Annotated in this window: 14 protein-coding genes; 5 read left to right on the top strand and 9 right to left on the bottom strand. The window is 33.8% G+C overall.

What is annotated here, in order from left to right:
* Positions 1–227 precede the first annotated feature (227 nt).
* From IU405_RS05465 to IU405_RS05440, 6 genes are all read right to left on the bottom strand, one after another.
* Positions 228–2,570, bottom strand: coding sequence for a TonB-dependent receptor (locus IU405_RS05465; protein WP_197437604.1), 2,343 nt, complete (start codon positions 2,568–2,570; stop codon positions 228–230).
* A 282-nt stretch (positions 2,571–2,852) separates the two neighbouring features.
* On the bottom strand, positions 2,853–3,260 hold the full coding sequence (arfB, locus tag IU405_RS05460; RefSeq protein ID WP_197437603.1) for an alternative ribosome rescue aminoacyl-tRNA hydrolase ArfB: 408 nt from the start codon (positions 3,258–3,260) through the stop codon (positions 2,853–2,855).
* Positions 3,261–3,273: 13 nt separating this feature from the next.
* Complete coding sequence (locus IU405_RS05455; RefSeq protein WP_197437602.1) at positions 3,274–4,020, bottom strand: YoaK family protein; 747 nt, start codon at positions 4,018–4,020, stop codon at positions 3,274–3,276.
* 19 nt (positions 4,021–4,039) lie between these two features.
* Positions 4,040–4,636, bottom strand: coding sequence for an AAA family ATPase (locus tag IU405_RS05450; RefSeq protein WP_197437601.1), 597 nt, complete (start codon positions 4,634–4,636; stop codon positions 4,040–4,042).
* Positions 4,597–5,229, bottom strand: a complete 633-nt coding sequence (gene pnuC / locus IU405_RS05445) for a nicotinamide riboside transporter PnuC (protein ID WP_197437600.1) — start codon at positions 5,227–5,229, stop codon at positions 4,597–4,599. Before pnuC ends, IU405_RS05450 begins: the two co-directional genes overlap by 40 nt.
* A 33-nt stretch (positions 5,230–5,262) precedes the next feature.
* Positions 5,263–5,889, bottom strand: coding sequence for a 4'-phosphopantetheinyl transferase family protein (locus IU405_RS05440; RefSeq protein WP_197437599.1), 627 nt, complete (start codon positions 5,887–5,889; stop codon positions 5,263–5,265).
* Between the two features lie 60 nt (positions 5,890–5,949).
* On the opposite strand from IU405_RS05440, the gene ahcY reads away from it, so the two are divergent.
* The 5 genes from ahcY to IU405_RS05415 all read left to right on the top strand — a co-directional run bounded on the left by ahcY (position 5,950) and on the right by IU405_RS05415 (position 11,587).
* Positions 5,950–7,257 (top strand): adenosylhomocysteinase, encoded by a 1,308-nt coding sequence (gene ahcY, locus IU405_RS05435; protein WP_197437598.1) that lies wholly within the window; start codon positions 5,950–5,952, stop codon positions 7,255–7,257.
* Positions 7,258–7,407: 150 nt separating this feature from the next.
* Entirely contained in the window at positions 7,408–8,832 is a 1,425-nt protein-coding gene (locus IU405_RS05430) for an alpha/beta hydrolase (protein WP_197437597.1), read from the top strand.
* A gap of 63 nt (positions 8,833–8,895) precedes the next feature.
* Complete coding sequence (locus tag IU405_RS05425) at positions 8,896–9,261, top strand: S24 family peptidase (protein ID WP_197437596.1); 366 nt, start codon at positions 8,896–8,898, stop codon at positions 9,259–9,261.
* Positions 9,258–10,565, top strand: a complete 1,308-nt coding sequence (locus IU405_RS05420) for a Y-family DNA polymerase (RefSeq protein ID WP_197437595.1) — start codon at positions 9,258–9,260, stop codon at positions 10,563–10,565. The genes IU405_RS05425 and IU405_RS05420 overlap by 4 nt, the downstream gene beginning before the upstream one ends.
* Before the next feature lie 248 nt (positions 10,566–10,813).
* Complete coding sequence (locus tag IU405_RS05415) at positions 10,814–11,587, top strand: hypothetical protein (RefSeq protein ID WP_197437594.1); 774 nt, start codon at positions 10,814–10,816, stop codon at positions 11,585–11,587.
* Positions 11,588–11,853: 266 nt separating this feature from the next.
* Here IU405_RS05415 and IU405_RS05410 read toward each other — a convergent pair whose 3' ends face one another.
* From IU405_RS05410 to IU405_RS05400, 3 genes are all read right to left on the bottom strand, one after another.
* The gene (locus IU405_RS05410; RefSeq protein ID WP_197437593.1) at positions 11,854–12,996 is read right to left on the bottom strand and encodes an AEC family transporter; all 1,143 of its coding nucleotides are present in this window, start codon (positions 12,994–12,996) and stop codon (positions 11,854–11,856) included.
* Between the two features lie 6 nt (positions 12,997–13,002).
* On the bottom strand, positions 13,003–14,193 hold the full coding sequence (locus tag IU405_RS05405) for a pyridoxal phosphate-dependent aminotransferase (protein ID WP_197437592.1): 1,191 nt from the start codon (positions 14,191–14,193) through the stop codon (positions 13,003–13,005).
* A 149-nt stretch (positions 14,194–14,342) separates the two neighbouring features.
* Positions 14,343–15,881, bottom strand: a complete 1,539-nt coding sequence (locus IU405_RS05400) for a YifB family Mg chelatase-like AAA ATPase (protein WP_197437591.1) — start codon at positions 15,879–15,881, stop codon at positions 14,343–14,345.
* Positions 15,882–15,930: the final 49 nt, after the last annotated feature.

Raw genomic sequence — 15,930 nt, 5'->3', positions numbered from 1 at the left:
ATGGCAACAATCTGGTTTTCGGTAAATTGGGTTGTCTTCATAAGTTTTCGGCTTTAAATTTAATAATTTTTACTGAACGCGCTCCTGCGTCGCTTGTCGAATTCTATTTTTAAATGGCCGAATTTTGGGGAAGCTTACACTAAGGTACAAAAATTAAGCCGTTTTAACTAAAAAACGGCTTATTATAATGGAATTTTAACCAAATTCGGCTAAAAATTAAGAAAAGTTTAAAAACTTAGTGTAACTCCTAATAAAAAATTTCTGGTTGCTTGAGGATAATATCCAGCTCCATCCAAAGTGGTTACTGAATTCGGATTTGACCACGTATCATCAAACGTGTAATAATAGCCTCTATCCACATATTCTGCATTGAAAATATTGTTGATCAATGCAGTAAAGGTCACTGATTTGAATATTTTGGATGGTTTTAGTTGATACACCACATTCAAATCGCTTGTAAAAAAGGAATCCAACACATCATTTTCAGAAATGCTACTACTCAAATTGCTCATCCATTGATTGCCAACAAATTTTGATAAAAATGAGATTTGAAAAGCTTCTTTTGGCTGATAGGTAAAAATATTTCCTAGAATTACATTGGGCGAAAATGACAAATTTGTGTTGCCTAAATTTTGCAAAACACCATCAATTTCCGAAACAAAATCTCGGTTTTTATTCGAGCTAAATGCCGCATTTGGTTTGATAGAAAACTGATTACTTAACTGAATATCAGCATCAATTTCTAGTCCCAATCTATAACTTTTTCCTGAAGTTGCTCTTATTGGCGCGCCAACTCCATCAATGGCGCCTGTCAATACCAACTGATTTTTATAATCCATAAAATACACATTTGTATTTAATTTGATGTTTTCTGTGTTCAAACGCCAACCCAATTCATAATCAAAAAGAGTTTCATGAGTAGAAACGCCTACTTCAAAATCATTTCTATTTGGTTCTCTGTTTGCCACTGCAAATGAGGTGTAAAAATTGTTATTTTCATTGCTTTTATAAGTAAAACCAAACTTCGGATTGAAGAAATTAAAATTTCTATTCACATCAATAGGAACAATATCGTTGGTAATTCCTTGGGTTTGATAATTCACAAAACGTCCTTGCAAATCTGCATACGCAGAAAGTTTTTCACTAAGACTAAAGTTCGCTTTTGCAAACAAAGAAAAGTCCGATTTTTTTGCATCCGAAAAATAATAACGGTCTCTAATTTGTGTGTTTGGCGCCAAATTTTCACCCCAAATTACCTCACCAAAATGATCTCCAGTATAATTAGAATAGGAAATTCCTGTGATGAAATTCAGTTTGTCAGTTTTATAATTGGTGTTGAAATTGATGACATAAAAATCGTTGTCAAGCCAACGTCTCACAATGGCATTTGTTCCATCAACAATCAAATTATTGAGTGCAGTTGCATCTTCTGTTTCTTTAAATTGTTCAAAATATCCTGCACCTTTGGTGTAGTTCAAACCTAGATTTGAGGACCATTGTTCATTCCATTTTTCGTTCCAATGCAATTGATAATGATCTTGCTGATAATTGTCTGTTTCATTTTCGTAGGTGTATGGATTTTGTCTTCTATTTTCAGCCAATTCATCTGCTGTTAATCCAAACCAGGATTGATAGGTGCGTTCATTTCCGCCAAAAGCAATCGCTTTGATGAGCGTATTTTCATCCACAAAACTCGCTTGTAAAAAGTAGGATTTCAAATCCGAAAAAGCACGATCTACATAGCCATCAGAATAAATATTTGAAAATCGACCTGCAATTTCGATGTTATCATTGATTTTTCCTGTACTGAATTTTACAGTGTGTTTTCGGGTGTTGAATGAACCAAATGAATTGGAAATTTCGCCAAAAGCTTTTTCAGAAATGGCATCTGTCAAGATGTTTAAACTCGCACCAAAAGCTCCAGCACCATTGGTTGATGTACCAACTCCACGTTGCAATTGCAAGTTTTCTGTGGAAGAAGCAAAATCGCCCAAATTCACCCAAAAAGTACCATGACTTTCTGCGTCATTGTATGGAATTCCGTTGACAGTTACGTTAATTCGCTCGTTATTGGAACCACGAACGCTCATGTATGTGTAACCAATTCCTGCTCCAGCATCAGAAGATGACACTACAGAAGGCAAATAATTGAGCAAAATGGGAATGTCTTGACCCAAATTTCGCTTGGCAATTTCCTTTTTTGACAGATTTGAAAACGTCACAGGAATGTCCGCATTTACACGAACTGCAGAAACCAACACTTCGTCTAAAAGTGTTTGATTGGTTTTTAAAGCAATCGTAATTTCATCATTTTTTGTTGCATTAACTTCTTGGTTCACAGTTTTGTAACCAATAAATGACACTTGAAAAACATAGGTTCCTTTGGAGAGCGTCAAACTGAATTTTCCTTCATTGTCAGCGGAAGTACCTTTGTTGATTTTTTGAACCAAAATACTTGCATTTGGCAAAGGTTCGTTGTTTTCATCTACAATTTTTCCTGAAATTGTGACTGTTTGTGCGTTTGCAAGCATGCTTACAAACAAGAATAAAAAAATGGATATTTTTTTCATTTTAAAAAAATTTAAAACGAATAAAAAGAGGTAATTATTCTTGTGGTTATTGTTGAATAATTCATTTTTTGACATCAAAAGATGTCTTTTTCCCTAAACAGCATTACCTGTTCCAGGTTCATTGGGTATGATCTCAGCCTTTTTAGTTCAAAATTTTTAGTTCAAAATTCAACATTGCTGTAAACTAGAAACTATCAACTGACAACTAAATCAGCACCCCTTTGTGAGAACGATGCAAAAGTAAGCACGAAAAATGAGATTTAAAACAGAAAACTAAAAATATTATGAATCAAGCTTCGGTTTTTTACGCAACGCTTTTTTTACGGATGTTTTTTCTTTGGTTTCCAATCTTTTTTTAATGACAGCTTTGCTAGGTTTTGTGGGCGTTCTTTTTTTTGGTTTTTTTAGATTTGTTTCCATCAAAGAAATAAATTTTTTGATCGCCAATTCTTTGTTTTTATGCTGAGAACGTGTTTCTTCAACAGTTAAAATCAAGCTGTTTTCAGTAGTTAATTTGGAAGAAAGTTTCGATTTTAGGAGTGTTTTTTCATCATCATTCAATGCTTCAGAATTTTCCAAATCAAAGGTCAGTTCAATTTTTGAAGAAACTTTATTCACATGTTGACCACCTGCGCCTGAACTTCTGATGGCTTTGAAATGGAGTTCTTTGAGGATGATTTCTTTATTCATTTTATGACAAAATTTATTTATTTACTCCGTGTTTTCTAATGTGTTTTCTTTTCGTTTTGATGATTTTATATCTAAAATCGTCATAAAAAAGACTCATTACTAAAATAATTCCAGCAATTGTAAGCGTAAATAATTCTAAATTTATTTCTGAATATAAAAATCCACCAAACAAACCTCCTGCAAAAAAGGAAGCAATGATATAAATTCTGAGTTTGATATTTGCAATCAATTTTTCTTTTTGTGAATCCTCTTTTTTGAAAAATAAAAGAGAAATATCTATGCCCAAATCTGTAAATAATCCAGTGAGATGTGTGGTTCTTACAATCGCATTTGAAATCTTTGTTACAAATGAATTTTGAAGTCCCATGGCGAAAAGCATCAAACAAGCAATTAAATTATAGGAATTAATTTCAATAAAAATAGTTGAAATTCCAATGGAAAATAGCACAAAACTTTCGAGTAAAGTTGGGAAAAGAAATATGTTTAGTTTTTTACTTTCAGCATATTTTTCAATCAAAAAGCTTGACAAAAACGATCCAAAAAGAAAAGAAAATATGTAAATAAAGTAAATTGTTCCTTTCCAAAAATCTAAATTTGCCACATCGTAAATGAACAAAGCGAAATGTCCTGTTACATTTGTTGTTAATTGCTTAAAAGATAAAAAACCTGTAACATTTACAATACCTGCCACAAAAGATAAAATCGTTGCGATTCGAAGATTGTGTTGTAAAGTTCTGCTTTTTCCTTGATGGCGAAACATTTTTTAGTGGGTTGTTTTTTTAAAAATTAGTAGAAAAAGAATGCAAATTTTCTTTACTCGAAATGATTTTATTGATGGCTTCAGTGGCTGTGAAAAGTCTTGTTTTTTTGTCTCCTTTTAATAAAATATAAGGACGTTTGTGTTGTATCAACGCATTTTCAAAAGCGGTAAACATTTCCAATCGCTGTTCAGGTCTGTCACGCAAATCGTCCTTTTCCCAAGGTGTATCAATGTAGGTCAATAAATACAAATCATAGGAGTTTTCTAAAGCCGCTTTTTCCAAAGTTGCCTCTACAAAACCATTATAAAATTCTTCTGAATATACTTTGGTTTCTAATAAATCAGTATCGCAAATCAATACTTTGTCTGCTTTGATAGCCAATGTATTTTCGAGTTTCATTTGCCCAATGGCAATGGGTAAAAAATCTGACATTTCGCAAGTTTTACGTTCGTTATTCCATTTTTGTTGTAAATAATCTCTTGCAAATTCTGGCACCCAAACTGTGTTATAATAGCGAGCCAATTGTTGAGAAAGGGTTGTTTTGCCAGAAGATTCTGGACCAAACAACACTACTTTTACAAGATTGATGGGGTGTTGTTGAAGCTTTTTTTCCATGCGAAATATCCTTGAATGGCTAAAATAGTAAAAATTAGATATTGTAAAGACAACATTCCTAAACCGCGATACGCGTATAAAGGAATGGTAATGATATCAGCAAAAATCCACAATGTCCAATTTTCTATTTTTTTAGTTGCCATAAACCACATGGCTGTAAAAAAGATGCCAGAAGTGAAAATATCAATATAGTTTTCCAGTAAAATCTCATTTTTAAAATAAGAATACACTCCATAAGTCACAATCATTGTTATCAAAACAAGCACAAAACCAATGATTTTCTCCCTAAAAGTGGTTCTTGAAATTGGCAAAGAAGTGCTGTCGTTTGTTGTTCTAGACCAATTCCACCAACCATAAATACTCATCACAGAGTAATAGAAATTCATCATCATATCTCCAAAATAGGCAGCTTTGTATAACAAGTAAACAGTGATCGTTGTTGCAATCAATCCTGTGGGATATACCAAAATATCTTCCTTTTTAGCATACCAAACACTGGCGATTCCAAATACAAAAGCAATCGCTTCTAAAATGATATCAATAGTGGATGCTTGTTGATAAGCAGCTAAAAAAAAGTCGAAAAGTTCATTCATTATCCGTGCAATGAAGTGTAAAAGTAACGGTTTTTAATAGGCAAATACGCACGTAAAGTCTTCAAATTCTAAAAAATTGATGTGATGTTTGGATTCTTCTCCTTCATAACGAATGATTCCTGTGGTTTTTTCATCCTCAAAATTGAAATCTTCAATAAAAATATGATGCAAAAAGAGTAGTTTTTTCTTGCCATAAATTTTGTACAAACTCTCTTTGCCTCCCCAAACAATCGTCAATTTTCGAGTCAAAGCAGCCACATTTGCAATGGTTTTATACTCCTCAATTGGGGTGAATTTATGCGCAATTTTCAATATTTTTTCACGCTGTTTTTCAATGTCAATCCCTACGCTTTTTTCTTCAGAAACAATCACTCCAGTAAACTGAAAAGAATGTGTCATCGAAATAAATCGCCCATCTTTTAAGTGTGGTTTTCCATGTTCATCATAGTGTAAATCAGTATCTTGTAAATCAAATTCTTTCAACAAATGTCTGATACTTAAAAATCCTTTTTGATGAATTTCCGATTTCATAGAGTGCAATCGGTTTTTACTATTTACAGAAAGCGAAATCCCTTTCTGTAAATCATCGATTGTTTCTTCAATTTTCCAAATAACAACTTTTGTTTTTTCGTTGACCGTTAATGTTTTGTAAAGTGGCATATTTTTAAAATGGAGTTCGTAACTTTGCACTCGCAAAAATAGACCATAAATATACAGAATATGAGCACAAAAACAGCGTATGTACCTTATAAAGTAAAAGATATTTCTTTGGCAGCTTGGGGTAGAAAAGAAATTGAATTGGCAGAAGCTGAAATGCCAGGTTTGATGGCATTGAGAGAAGAATACAAAGAATCGCAACCTTTACAAGGAGCAAGAATTGCAGGATGTTTGCACATGACGATTCAAACTGCGGTATTGATTGAAACTTTACAAGCTTTAGGAGCAGAAGTTACTTGGAGTTCATGTAACATTTTTTCAACTCAAGACCAAGCAGCAGCAGCCATTGCAGCGCAAGGAACAGCAGTGTATGCATGGAAAGGAATGAATGAAGTAGAATTTGATTGGTGTATAGAACAAACCTTATTTTTTGGTGAAGACCGCAAACCATTGAACATGATTTTGGATGATGGTGGAGATTTAACCAACATGGTTTTGGACAGATATCCTGAATTGGCAGCTGGCATCAATGGTTTGTCAGAAGAAACCACCACAGGAGTTCACAGATTGTATGAGCGTATGAAAAACGGCACGTTGCCAATGCCAGCCATCAATGTGAACGACTCTGTTACCAAATCAAAATTTGACAATAAATATGGTTGTAAAGAATCTGCAGTAGATGCCATTCGTAGAGCAACAGATATTATGTTAGCAGGAAAAAGAGTGATTGTTTGTGGTTATGGAGATGTTGGTAAAGGAACTGCAGCATCATTTAAAGGCGCAGGTTCTATTGTAACCGTTACTGAAATTGACCCAATTTGCGCTCTGCAAGCAGCCATGGATGGTTTTGAGGTAAAGCGTTTGGAAACCGTGATTACAACTGCGGACATCGTAATTACAACCACAGGAAATAGAGATATTGTGCGTGCTGAACATTTCAAAATGATGAAAGACAAAACGATTGTGTGTAATATTGGTCATTTTGATAACGAAATTGATGTTGCTTGGTTGAACAAAAACAGCGAAAAAATCGAAATCAAACCACAAGTAGACAAATACAATATCAATGGAAATGACATCATTTTATTAGCTGAAGGACGTTTGGTGAATTTAGGTTGTGCCACTGGTCACCCAAGTTTTGTAATGTCAAATTCATTTACAAACCAAACGTTGGCTCAAATTGAATTGTGGACAAACAAAGATGCCTACGAAAATAAAGTATATATGTTGCCAAAACAGTTGGATGAAAAAGTTGCCAAATTACACTTAGAAAAATTAGGTGTAGAATTGACAACCTTGCATCAAGAACAAGCAGATTATATTGGTGTTTCTACAGAAGGTCCTTTCAAACCAGAATATTATAGATACTAATTTTTAAGAATCCTTTTAACTTCAACAACCTGCAAGGTTTTAAAAACCTTGTAGGTTTTCAGAATCAATACTCTTACCATCAAAATGTAAGGGTATTTTTTTTTGTCAATAAATTGTATCTTTATACCGTCAATAAAAAAATGATATCCAATGAAATACCTTTTTCTAACTCTTTTTTTTATTTTTTGTTCCCTCACGCATGCACAAAAAAACCAAGTTGTTTTTGAACTTTCTGACAACACAAAAACGTACAACCTTACCAATTGTTTAAACAATCTTACGGATGATGCTACCCTGCAATTAAAAATTGTTGAAGGAGATGAATCCATGATTCAGTCTTTCAAGATTCTGGTTTTTTTAGATGATAATTTCAGCATTACGTTTACGGATTACAATCAATTTAAACAAACACAATTGATAGGTTTGCTCAGTGGCAACAATGCTTTTCAGAATTTTACAGCCATCACATTTACGATTGATGTTACTCTTCAAAATCAACAAACGGAAACTCAAATTCTGAAAGTTTGTCTCCAGCAAGAAGCATCAGAAAAAATCATAGCTTCTTCAGGCAATTCCAAAAAAGAATTTATTGAAATTCCGGTTTCTTTTGCAACCGATAGAAATGATACAAAAAACAGCGATTTAAACGAGCGTTTTGGCGGAAAAAGAAGCGAACTTCAATATGGTAGAATTGTAGTTAGTGTTCCTTACACACATACTTTGGGCGAAATTGAAAGACCTTCTTATTGGCGATTGGAATTTTCTGAAGACCCAAGCAAGCACATGATGATGCAATCATTGCGAAAACAAAACAAGGAAGATTTTTTCAAACAGATGAAAGAACGCATTGCCAAAAATGGGAAAAGTACCTTCCTTTTTGTGCACGGTTACAACGTTTCTTTTGCAGATGCTGCTTTTAGAACAGCACAAATTACCTTCGATTTACGATTTTCAGGAGAAGCCGTTTTTTATAGTTGGCCATCACAAGCCTCTACCACAAGTTACACTATTGACGAAGCCAATATTGAATGGGCAACCTACAATATGAAAAATTTTCTGAAAGATTATTTGACAAAAACCGAAGCAAAAAATATCTATTTGGTGGCTCACAGTATGGGAAATCGAGGTTTGACGAAAGCGTTGATTGAGTTGATGAACGAACAACCTGAATTAAAAAACAAAATCACAGAAATCATTTTAGCTGCGCCAGATATTGATGCTGATGTTTTTAAAAGAGATATTGGCCCCAAAATGATATCAAAAATTGGAAAACCAATCACGTTGTATGTTTCTTCTGATGATTTGGCATTGTTGGCTTCCAAAAAAGTGCATGGCAATCATAGGGCAGGTGAAGCTGGCGAAAAAATAGTGATTGTAAAAGGCATTGAAACGATTGATGCTTCAGGCCAAGATTCCAGTTTTTTAAGCCATTCCTATTTTGCAACTACGAGCAATCTCATCAAAGATATTTTTGATTTGATGAAATCAGGAAAACGCGCCACAGACAGAGAAACTCTGGAAAGAGTCAGCAAAGCAAATGTCACTTACTGGAAAGTGAAAAAGGGGCAGGAGTAGTTTTTTGTTCATACTTTTTTTAATTTTAACAATACCGTATTTCTTTTTCTGCTATTTTTAAGCATGGAATTTGGCAAAGCAAAACAGGTAGAAAAATCAAAGAAAAGCTATAGAGTGGCACGCTCCACGCAAACAGGCTTTGCGAGTCCTGCTACGCATTATACAGAACCAAGAATCGATTTGAACGACGTTTTGGTGGCAAATCCTGCAGCTACTTTTTATGTTCGAGTTGCTGATAATAGTTTCAGTGAATTCGCTATTCTTGAAAAAGACGTGTTGATTATTGACAAATCATTGACTCCTAAAGACAATCAATTGGCAGTTGTTATTGAGGATGGATGTTTCAATATTATTCGAATTGATAGCAATTCAACAAAAGAAATTCAGTTGTGGGGCGTCATTACCTATATCATCAAACACACGTTATGATTGCGCTCGTAGATTGTAACAGTTTTTATGCTTCTTGTGAGCAAGTTTTCAGACCCGATTTGTTAGGAAAACCGGTGGTTGTTCTCAGCAATAATGATGGCTGTGTGATTGCAGCTACGAAAGAAGCAAAAGCATTAACACAAATTCCGATGTTTGAACCTGTGTTTAAAATAAAGCACATTTTAGAGGCAAATAACGTTGCTTGTTTTTCGTCAAATTATACGTTGTATGCTGATATGTCACAACGAGTGATGGAAACCTTGCGAACATTTTCGCCTTTGGTAGAAGAATATAGTATTGACGAAAGTTTTGTGGATGTTTCTCAGTATCCTGAAAATAAGTTGCACGAAATCGCCAATAAAATTAAAGATGCCGTTTTTAAAAACACTGGAATTCCTGTAGGTGTTGGGATTGCCAAAACAAAATCATTGTCAAAAATTGCGAACAAATTTGCTAAGAAAATTCCCGAAAATAAGGGAGTTTATGTAGTAGATTCTGAAGAAAAAAGAATCCATTTATTGACAAAAACTTCTTTGAAAGATGTTTGGGGAATTGGACGAAAACATGCCATCCGAATTTCAAATACAGGTGCCAAAACAGCCCTCGATTTTGCAAACATGCCTTTGCCTTGGGTGCGCAAAGAAATGACAGTTGTGGGCGAACGTTTGTGGCGTGAACTCAATAATCATCCGTGTTTGGAAATGACAACTTTGCCCGACATTAAAAAAGGAATTGGCACTGCAAAATCTTTTGGTCAAAAGCTAACAGATTATCATTTGATTGAAGAAGCGACCAGTTATTATGTGGCAGAAGTAGCAGATTTATTGCGTCAACAAGGTTCTGCAGCTACCTGTATTGAAGTTTTTTTACAGACCAATTTTTTCAGTAAAAACGAAAACCAATATTTCAAAAACATCTTTATCACGTTAGATTCACCCACGAATAATACCATAAAACTCACCAAAGAAGCCTTGTCAGGTTTGCGAAAAATATACAAACCTGGTTATCGTTATAAAAAAGTAGGCGTTCATTTGCATCATTTGGTTTCAGAAAATGAGCTACAAATGAGTTTATTTCATGAAGAGCACAAAGTTGAAGACAATCGTTTGTCAAAAGCGATGGATGCCATCAACAGCAAATATGGCAAAAACAAAGTAAAGTTGGCAACAGTTGGCAACAGAGAAAAAGAGTGGGCGCTCATCAAAGAACACAGAAGTCCTAGATTTACCACGCAATGGGATGAATTGTTGACGATTGGGAAAAAAGATAAATCCATGCAAGCGGAGAAAACCTGCATGAAATAGGGAATAACTTCCATCTGATAAGAGAAGTAAACTAAAACTAAACTTAATCTCACAATTTGTGACATCAAGTTTAAAAAAGGAAGCATTTTTCATTGAAGATTATTATTTTAGTGCTGCAAGAAATGATGCAATAGTGGAAAATGAATTGGATGTAAATGTTTGTGATTTGTTTTGAATGTTGTTGTTACGGATTGGAAATCCTCACTATTGGTGAATAGAATTTTAGATTTTAAAACCCATTGAAAGCTATGAAACCTAATTTAATTTTTTTTTTAATCTTCTTATTAACTTCCAATTTTATATTTGGACAATCTAAAGTTTTTGTTGGATATAAGAATGATAAACCTGTTTTTGATTCGTTTAATGAGAATATAATATATTTCCAAAACGATGAAAGATTAGAGATATTAATAAATTATCCCAAAGACTATACAGTTCAGCAAGTCAAAGAAAATTTCATATGTTACATTCAAGAATTAAATAATGGACTAAATATAATTATAAACAATGGAAAAGAAGAAATAAAGTATTTTAGTTCTACCGAAGTTTATTATTTAAATTTGGATATCAATGGAGGGTTATATTTTACAAATACAAAAAATGAAATTAACTATTTAAAAGATGGAATATTAGTAAAAACAGGGCTTGAGGGTATAGTGGAAAGTGTTATAAATAATTGTTTATATTTTACTAAGATTCATAATCCTGATTTATTTTATGCCAATGTTGATTTATTTGAAAAAGATCTTTTAAACTCAACTAAAAATCCAGAATTAATTTTATCAAATATTTCTGGCGAATCCTTAAGAATAGATAAAACAGGAAAATATATTTATGATAAAAAATTAAGTAATGGAACATTTAAACCATTTATTTACAATAAATTCAAAAAGAAACTAAAAATAATAGAATCAATTGATAAAAATTTTTTAAAAGCCACTCCTTTTTTCTCATACAAGAAAAATGAACTAATATTCTATAATCCTAACACCATGGAATTTTTTGAAACTTTTTTTGAGTAGTTAATTTAAAAATACACCCCTAATCGCTCGAATATTTTCAACGTCCAATAGGCAGATTTACAATCTATGCCCATCACTAACATCAAACAAAGAATAAACTAAAAAGGAAGCATTTTTCATTAAAGATTATTATTTTAGTGCTGAAAGAAATGATGCAATTGTAGAAAATGAATTGGATGTAAATGTTTGTGATTTGTTTTCAATGTTGTTGTGGGAAAGGATTGGAAATCTTTGCTATTGGGGAAAAAGAGAACATCTAGTGGTCCTTATTCCGTAAATCGAACTTCTTTTTTGCTTTCTATAATTTTTTCAGAAGTTGTTTCATCAATTGTAGTGCTTTTTATTTTCAAAAAAACGGGATACATAATTCCAACTAAAAAGAGCACACCACTTAGTGCAAAAATTGAATTGAGTTCAGTAAAAGTGTCACCAGCACTAAAAATCCCTAAAATCAAAAGCACAGAAATTGGCAATGACAATCCAATAATAGACAATGCAAAATTGACATCAAAAGTCATTTTTTCTTCATGTTGATTCATTTCTTTCGCGCTTATGCTCGAAATATGTGCAAAAGGCCAAAAACTACAGGAACTCAAACCAAAAACAAGCATTACTAGCATATCGTTTGTATCAGAAACGTTTAGCAATAGTGCAATTCCTGCAACAACTAGCAGTGTAAAGGAAGCTCTTAACAATAATAAAGAAAAGATTTGGAAAAACTGCTTCTTTTTTAATTGTACAGCCAATCCAATAAATAAAAGTACCAAAGGTGTCATCATCAAACTGAGTCTATCAATGGTTGATGCTATAAAATTTGGGATTTTATCAAATGTAATTCCAGAAAAAATCAACACAAGAGCCACAAAAATGAACATATTTACAGGTTCATAAATGAGTGCTTTGCACAGCGATTTTAGTTTTGATTTTATGGATGTTTTTCCAAAATCGATGGCATTCTTGTAATGCCATTTCAATGCAATCAAATACAAGAGAAATAACACAAAAAACTTGTTTCCCAAATCGGCCATTGCTGCTTTTGCTAAAGAATCGTTTCCTAAAAATTCTAAGATAAAAGGAAAACAAGACAATCCAGGAGCTAAAGAAGGAATCAATAATTGCGCACTTCTGCCAGAAGGAGATGTTGGAGAAACTCCAATAATTTTTAATAAAAGAGGCGTTATTGAAAATAAAATACTGTTGAAAAAGAGGGCAATTACAGGCAGCCATAACAAACTGCTAGTCACTTGAATTTTTAACAGCGCAATAAAAATGGTTGCTGGTAAAGCAATTGTTAAAATGATACTTTTGATGCCATTGGTTTGTTCAGCTTTTGAAATTTTCGTTTTCAAAAGAATTCCAATAACAATAAATAGCAAGAATGAAATGGATTTTTCTAGTGCATTATCCATAGATGTCTAGGCAAAAATCTCACCCATTGCTTTGGTAAAAAGTTTCATTTCATCCATCGTTCCAATACTTACTCTACACCAATTTTTATCCCAAAATTTGAATGATCTCACAGCAACATTTTTTGCATATATTTTTTGTAGAAATTCTTTTCCTTCCATTGGAATTTCGAAAATCACAAAGTTGGTTTCTGAAGGTAAATACGAAAACTTTTTAGTTTCTAAGAATGAGATTGTATATTCTCTTGCTGCTGTAATTTTTGCTCTACAGTCATCTAAAAAATCAGTATTTGCCAAACTTGCACTTGCAGCAGCAATAGAAGGTCCAGTAATTCCCATGCCACCTCTGGTAATTTCGTTGATGCTGTCTAGGGTTTCTTTTTTGCCAATGGCATAACCAATTCGTAAACCTGCCATTCCATGAATTTTAGAAAAAGTTCGGGCAACAATCACGTTTTTCCCTTCAGCAACTAAGGTATTCATAGAATCTTTGAGTCCGTTTTTAGACAATTCAATATAGGCTTCATCTACAAAAACAGGGACTTTTTCAGAAACTCTGCTGCAAAAATCTCGCAATTTTTTAGCATCCGTAATAGAACCTGTTGGATTGTTGGGGTTGCAAATGTAAACGAGTTTTGTGTCTGCATCAATGCCAGCTTCCATGGCATCTAAATCGTGCTGAGAATCATCTAACAATTTGTATGATTTCCATTGCCCTCCAACTGCTTTTGCTACAATCATTAACGACATATAACTTGGGTCTGCACTAATCACATTTCCGCCATTTTGAAAAAGCACCATAGCCACTTTTTCTAAAATGTCTGATGAACCTGGAGCCATCAATATTTGGTCGGTTTTTACCCCTTCGTTTTTAGCAATGGTTTCCATCAAATCATCCAATGTTTTCCAAGAATAGCGATTTCCTGTAAACACCTCATCCTGAAACGCTTTTGCAGCTTTTGGTGGTGGACCATAAGGGTTTTCATTGGCTCTTAAAATGACCAACGATTCATTTTCTTCAACAATTGGTGGCGTAAATTCATTAAAATAATTGCTTGAATTGTATAAGAATGGGCTGTTTTCACTTTGCGCCTTTAGTACATTATTCGTCCAAATTTCTGATGGAATTAAGGTTAATGCACCTAAAGTAAGGGTACTTTTTTTAAGCCAATCGCGTCTTGAAAAATTTGTTGTATTCATAATAAAAGTTTGGTTTTTTATTCGTCACTAAAAGTATGTAATAAAAAGAAATAAACAGCTATAGCATATTTAATAAATCATCAGCTAAAATTCATTTTTAATAAAAATAACGCAATAAAAATGCGTTTTATGTATTTAAAAACAAAAATTTACCCCAACCAACCATCTCTATCCAAACTGCGATATTGAATGGCTTCTGCAATATGTTCAGGTGCGATGTTTTCGGAGTTTGCCAAGTCTGCAATGGTTCTGGATACTTTTAAAATTCGATCATAGGCTCTTGCAGAAAGGTTTAGTTTTTCCATGGCAGTTTTGATTAACTGTTTGCTTTGTTCGGACAATTCGCAATATTTTCGGATGTGTTTTACATTCATTTGCGCATTGTAGTGTAAGTTTTCAGTGTCTTTAAATCGCTCTGTTTGAATTTCTCTTGCTGCAGTTACTCGCTTTCTAATTTCTACAGAAGATTCTCCTTTTCTCTCGTCAGATAATTTTTCAAAAGGCACAGGAGTAACTTCAATATGGATGTCAATTCGGTCTAATAAAGGCCCAGAAATTTTACTTAAATAACGCTGCATTTCATGAGGAGAAGAAGTCATTGGCGAATTTGGGTCGTTAAAATAACCACTGGGACTGGGATTCATACTTGCCACCAACATAAAACTACTGGGATAAGTTACTGTAAATTTAGCTCTAGAAATAGATACTTCACGGTCTTCCAAAGGCTGACGCATCACTTCTAAAACAGAACGTTGAAATTCGGGCAATTCATCTAAAAACAACACCCCATTATGTGAAAGTGAAATTTCGCCAGGTTGAGGTAAGTTGTTTCCTCCACCAATTAATGCAATATTTGAAATGGTATGATGTGGACTTCGAAAAGGTCGTTGATACATCAAACCTGCATTTTTTACCTTGCCAACAACTGAGTGAATTTTTGTAGTTTCTAAGGCTTCATGCAATGTCATTGGTGGTAAAATGGAGGGCAAACGCTTGGCTAACATCGTTTTTCCAGAACCTGGAGGGCCAATCAAAATAATGTTATGACCACCAGCAGCTGCAATTTCCATACAACGTTTGATGGATTCTTGTCCTTTGACATCGGCAAAATCGTGTTCAGGAAAATCAACATTTTTATAAAATTCGGCTCTTGTATCAATAATGGTAGGTTCAATTTTTTCTTCGCCGCTAAAATGATTGATGACTTGCTGAATAGTATCCACTCCCAACACTTGAATATCATTCACAATGGCAGCTTCTTTGGCATTTTGTGTGGGTAAAATAAAATATTTAAAACCCTCTTCTCTGGCTTTTATCGCAATTGGCAAAGCGCCTTTGATGGGTTGCAAACTTCCGTCCAAAGACAGTTCGCCCATGATGATGTATTCTTCAATGGCGTCTGATTTTATTTGATGAGAAGCAGCCAAAATTCCTACAGCTAAGGTTAAATCATAGGCAGCACCTTCTTTTCTGATGTCTGCAGGAGCCATATTGATGATGATTTTTTTCCCAGGAAGATTGTAGTGATTGTTATTGAGCGCAGCAGAAATTCGGAAAGAACTCTCGCTGACAGCTTTATCTGGCAAACCAACTAAATGATAACCAACACCTTTATCGATATTTACTTCCACAGTGATGGTCGTGGCTTCAATACCAAAAACGGCTGATCCATAAACTTTTACTAGCATATTTTTTTGGTTTTAAAAATACAGAAAAAAACCATACTAGCTGTGATTA

It is taken from the genome of Polaribacter sp. BAL334 (assembly GCF_015767435.1).
GTDB lineage: Bacteria > Bacteroidota > Bacteroidia > Flavobacteriales > Flavobacteriaceae > Polaribacter.
Note: the sequence above shows the minus strand (reverse complement) of the source record. Positions and strands in the feature narration are given on the sequence as shown.

What these genes read in the sequence shown, in the direction of transcription:
- IU405_RS05405 (WP_197437592.1), bottom strand. Translation starts at nt 14,193, where the DNA reads ATGAATACAACAAATTTTTCAAGACGCGATTGGCTTAAAAAAAGTACC.
- IU405_RS05440 (WP_197437599.1), bottom strand. Translation starts at nt 5,889, where the DNA reads ATGCCACTTTACAAAACATTAACGGTCAACGAAAAAACAAAAGTTGTT.
- IU405_RS05410 (WP_197437593.1), bottom strand. Translation starts at nt 12,996, where the DNA reads ATGGATAATGCACTAGAAAAATCCATTTCATTCTTGCTATTTATTGTT.
- IU405_RS05420 (WP_197437595.1), top strand. Translation starts at nt 9,258, where the DNA reads ATGATTGCGCTCGTAGATTGTAACAGTTTTTATGCTTCTTGTGAGCAA.
- IU405_RS05455 (WP_197437602.1), bottom strand. Translation starts at nt 4,020, where the DNA reads ATGTTTCGCCATCAAGGAAAAAGCAGAACTTTACAACACAATCTTCGA.
- IU405_RS05430 (WP_197437597.1), top strand. Translation starts at nt 7,408, where the DNA reads ATGAAATACCTTTTTCTAACTCTTTTTTTTATTTTTTGTTCCCTCACG.
- IU405_RS05400 (WP_197437591.1), bottom strand. Translation starts at nt 15,881, where the DNA reads ATGCTAGTAAAAGTTTATGGATCAGCCGTTTTTGGTATTGAAGCCACG.
- pnuC (WP_197437600.1), bottom strand. Translation starts at nt 5,229, where the DNA reads ATGAATGAACTTTTCGACTTTTTTTTAGCTGCTTATCAACAAGCATCC.
- IU405_RS05465 (WP_197437604.1), bottom strand. Translation starts at nt 2,570, where the DNA reads ATGAAAAAAATATCCATTTTTTTATTCTTGTTTGTAAGCATGCTTGCA.
- IU405_RS05425 (WP_197437596.1), top strand. Translation starts at nt 8,896, where the DNA reads ATGGAATTTGGCAAAGCAAAACAGGTAGAAAAATCAAAGAAAAGCTAT.
- IU405_RS05450 (WP_197437601.1), bottom strand. Translation starts at nt 4,636, where the DNA reads ATGGAAAAAAAGCTTCAACAACACCCCATCAATCTTGTAAAAGTAGTG.
- IU405_RS05415 (WP_197437594.1), top strand. Translation starts at nt 10,814, where the DNA reads ATGAAACCTAATTTAATTTTTTTTTTAATCTTCTTATTAACTTCCAAT.
- arfB (WP_197437603.1), bottom strand. Translation starts at nt 3,260, where the DNA reads ATGAATAAAGAAATCATCCTCAAAGAACTCCATTTCAAAGCCATCAGA.
- ahcY (WP_197437598.1), top strand. Translation starts at nt 5,950, where the DNA reads ATGAGCACAAAAACAGCGTATGTACCTTATAAAGTAAAAGATATTTCT.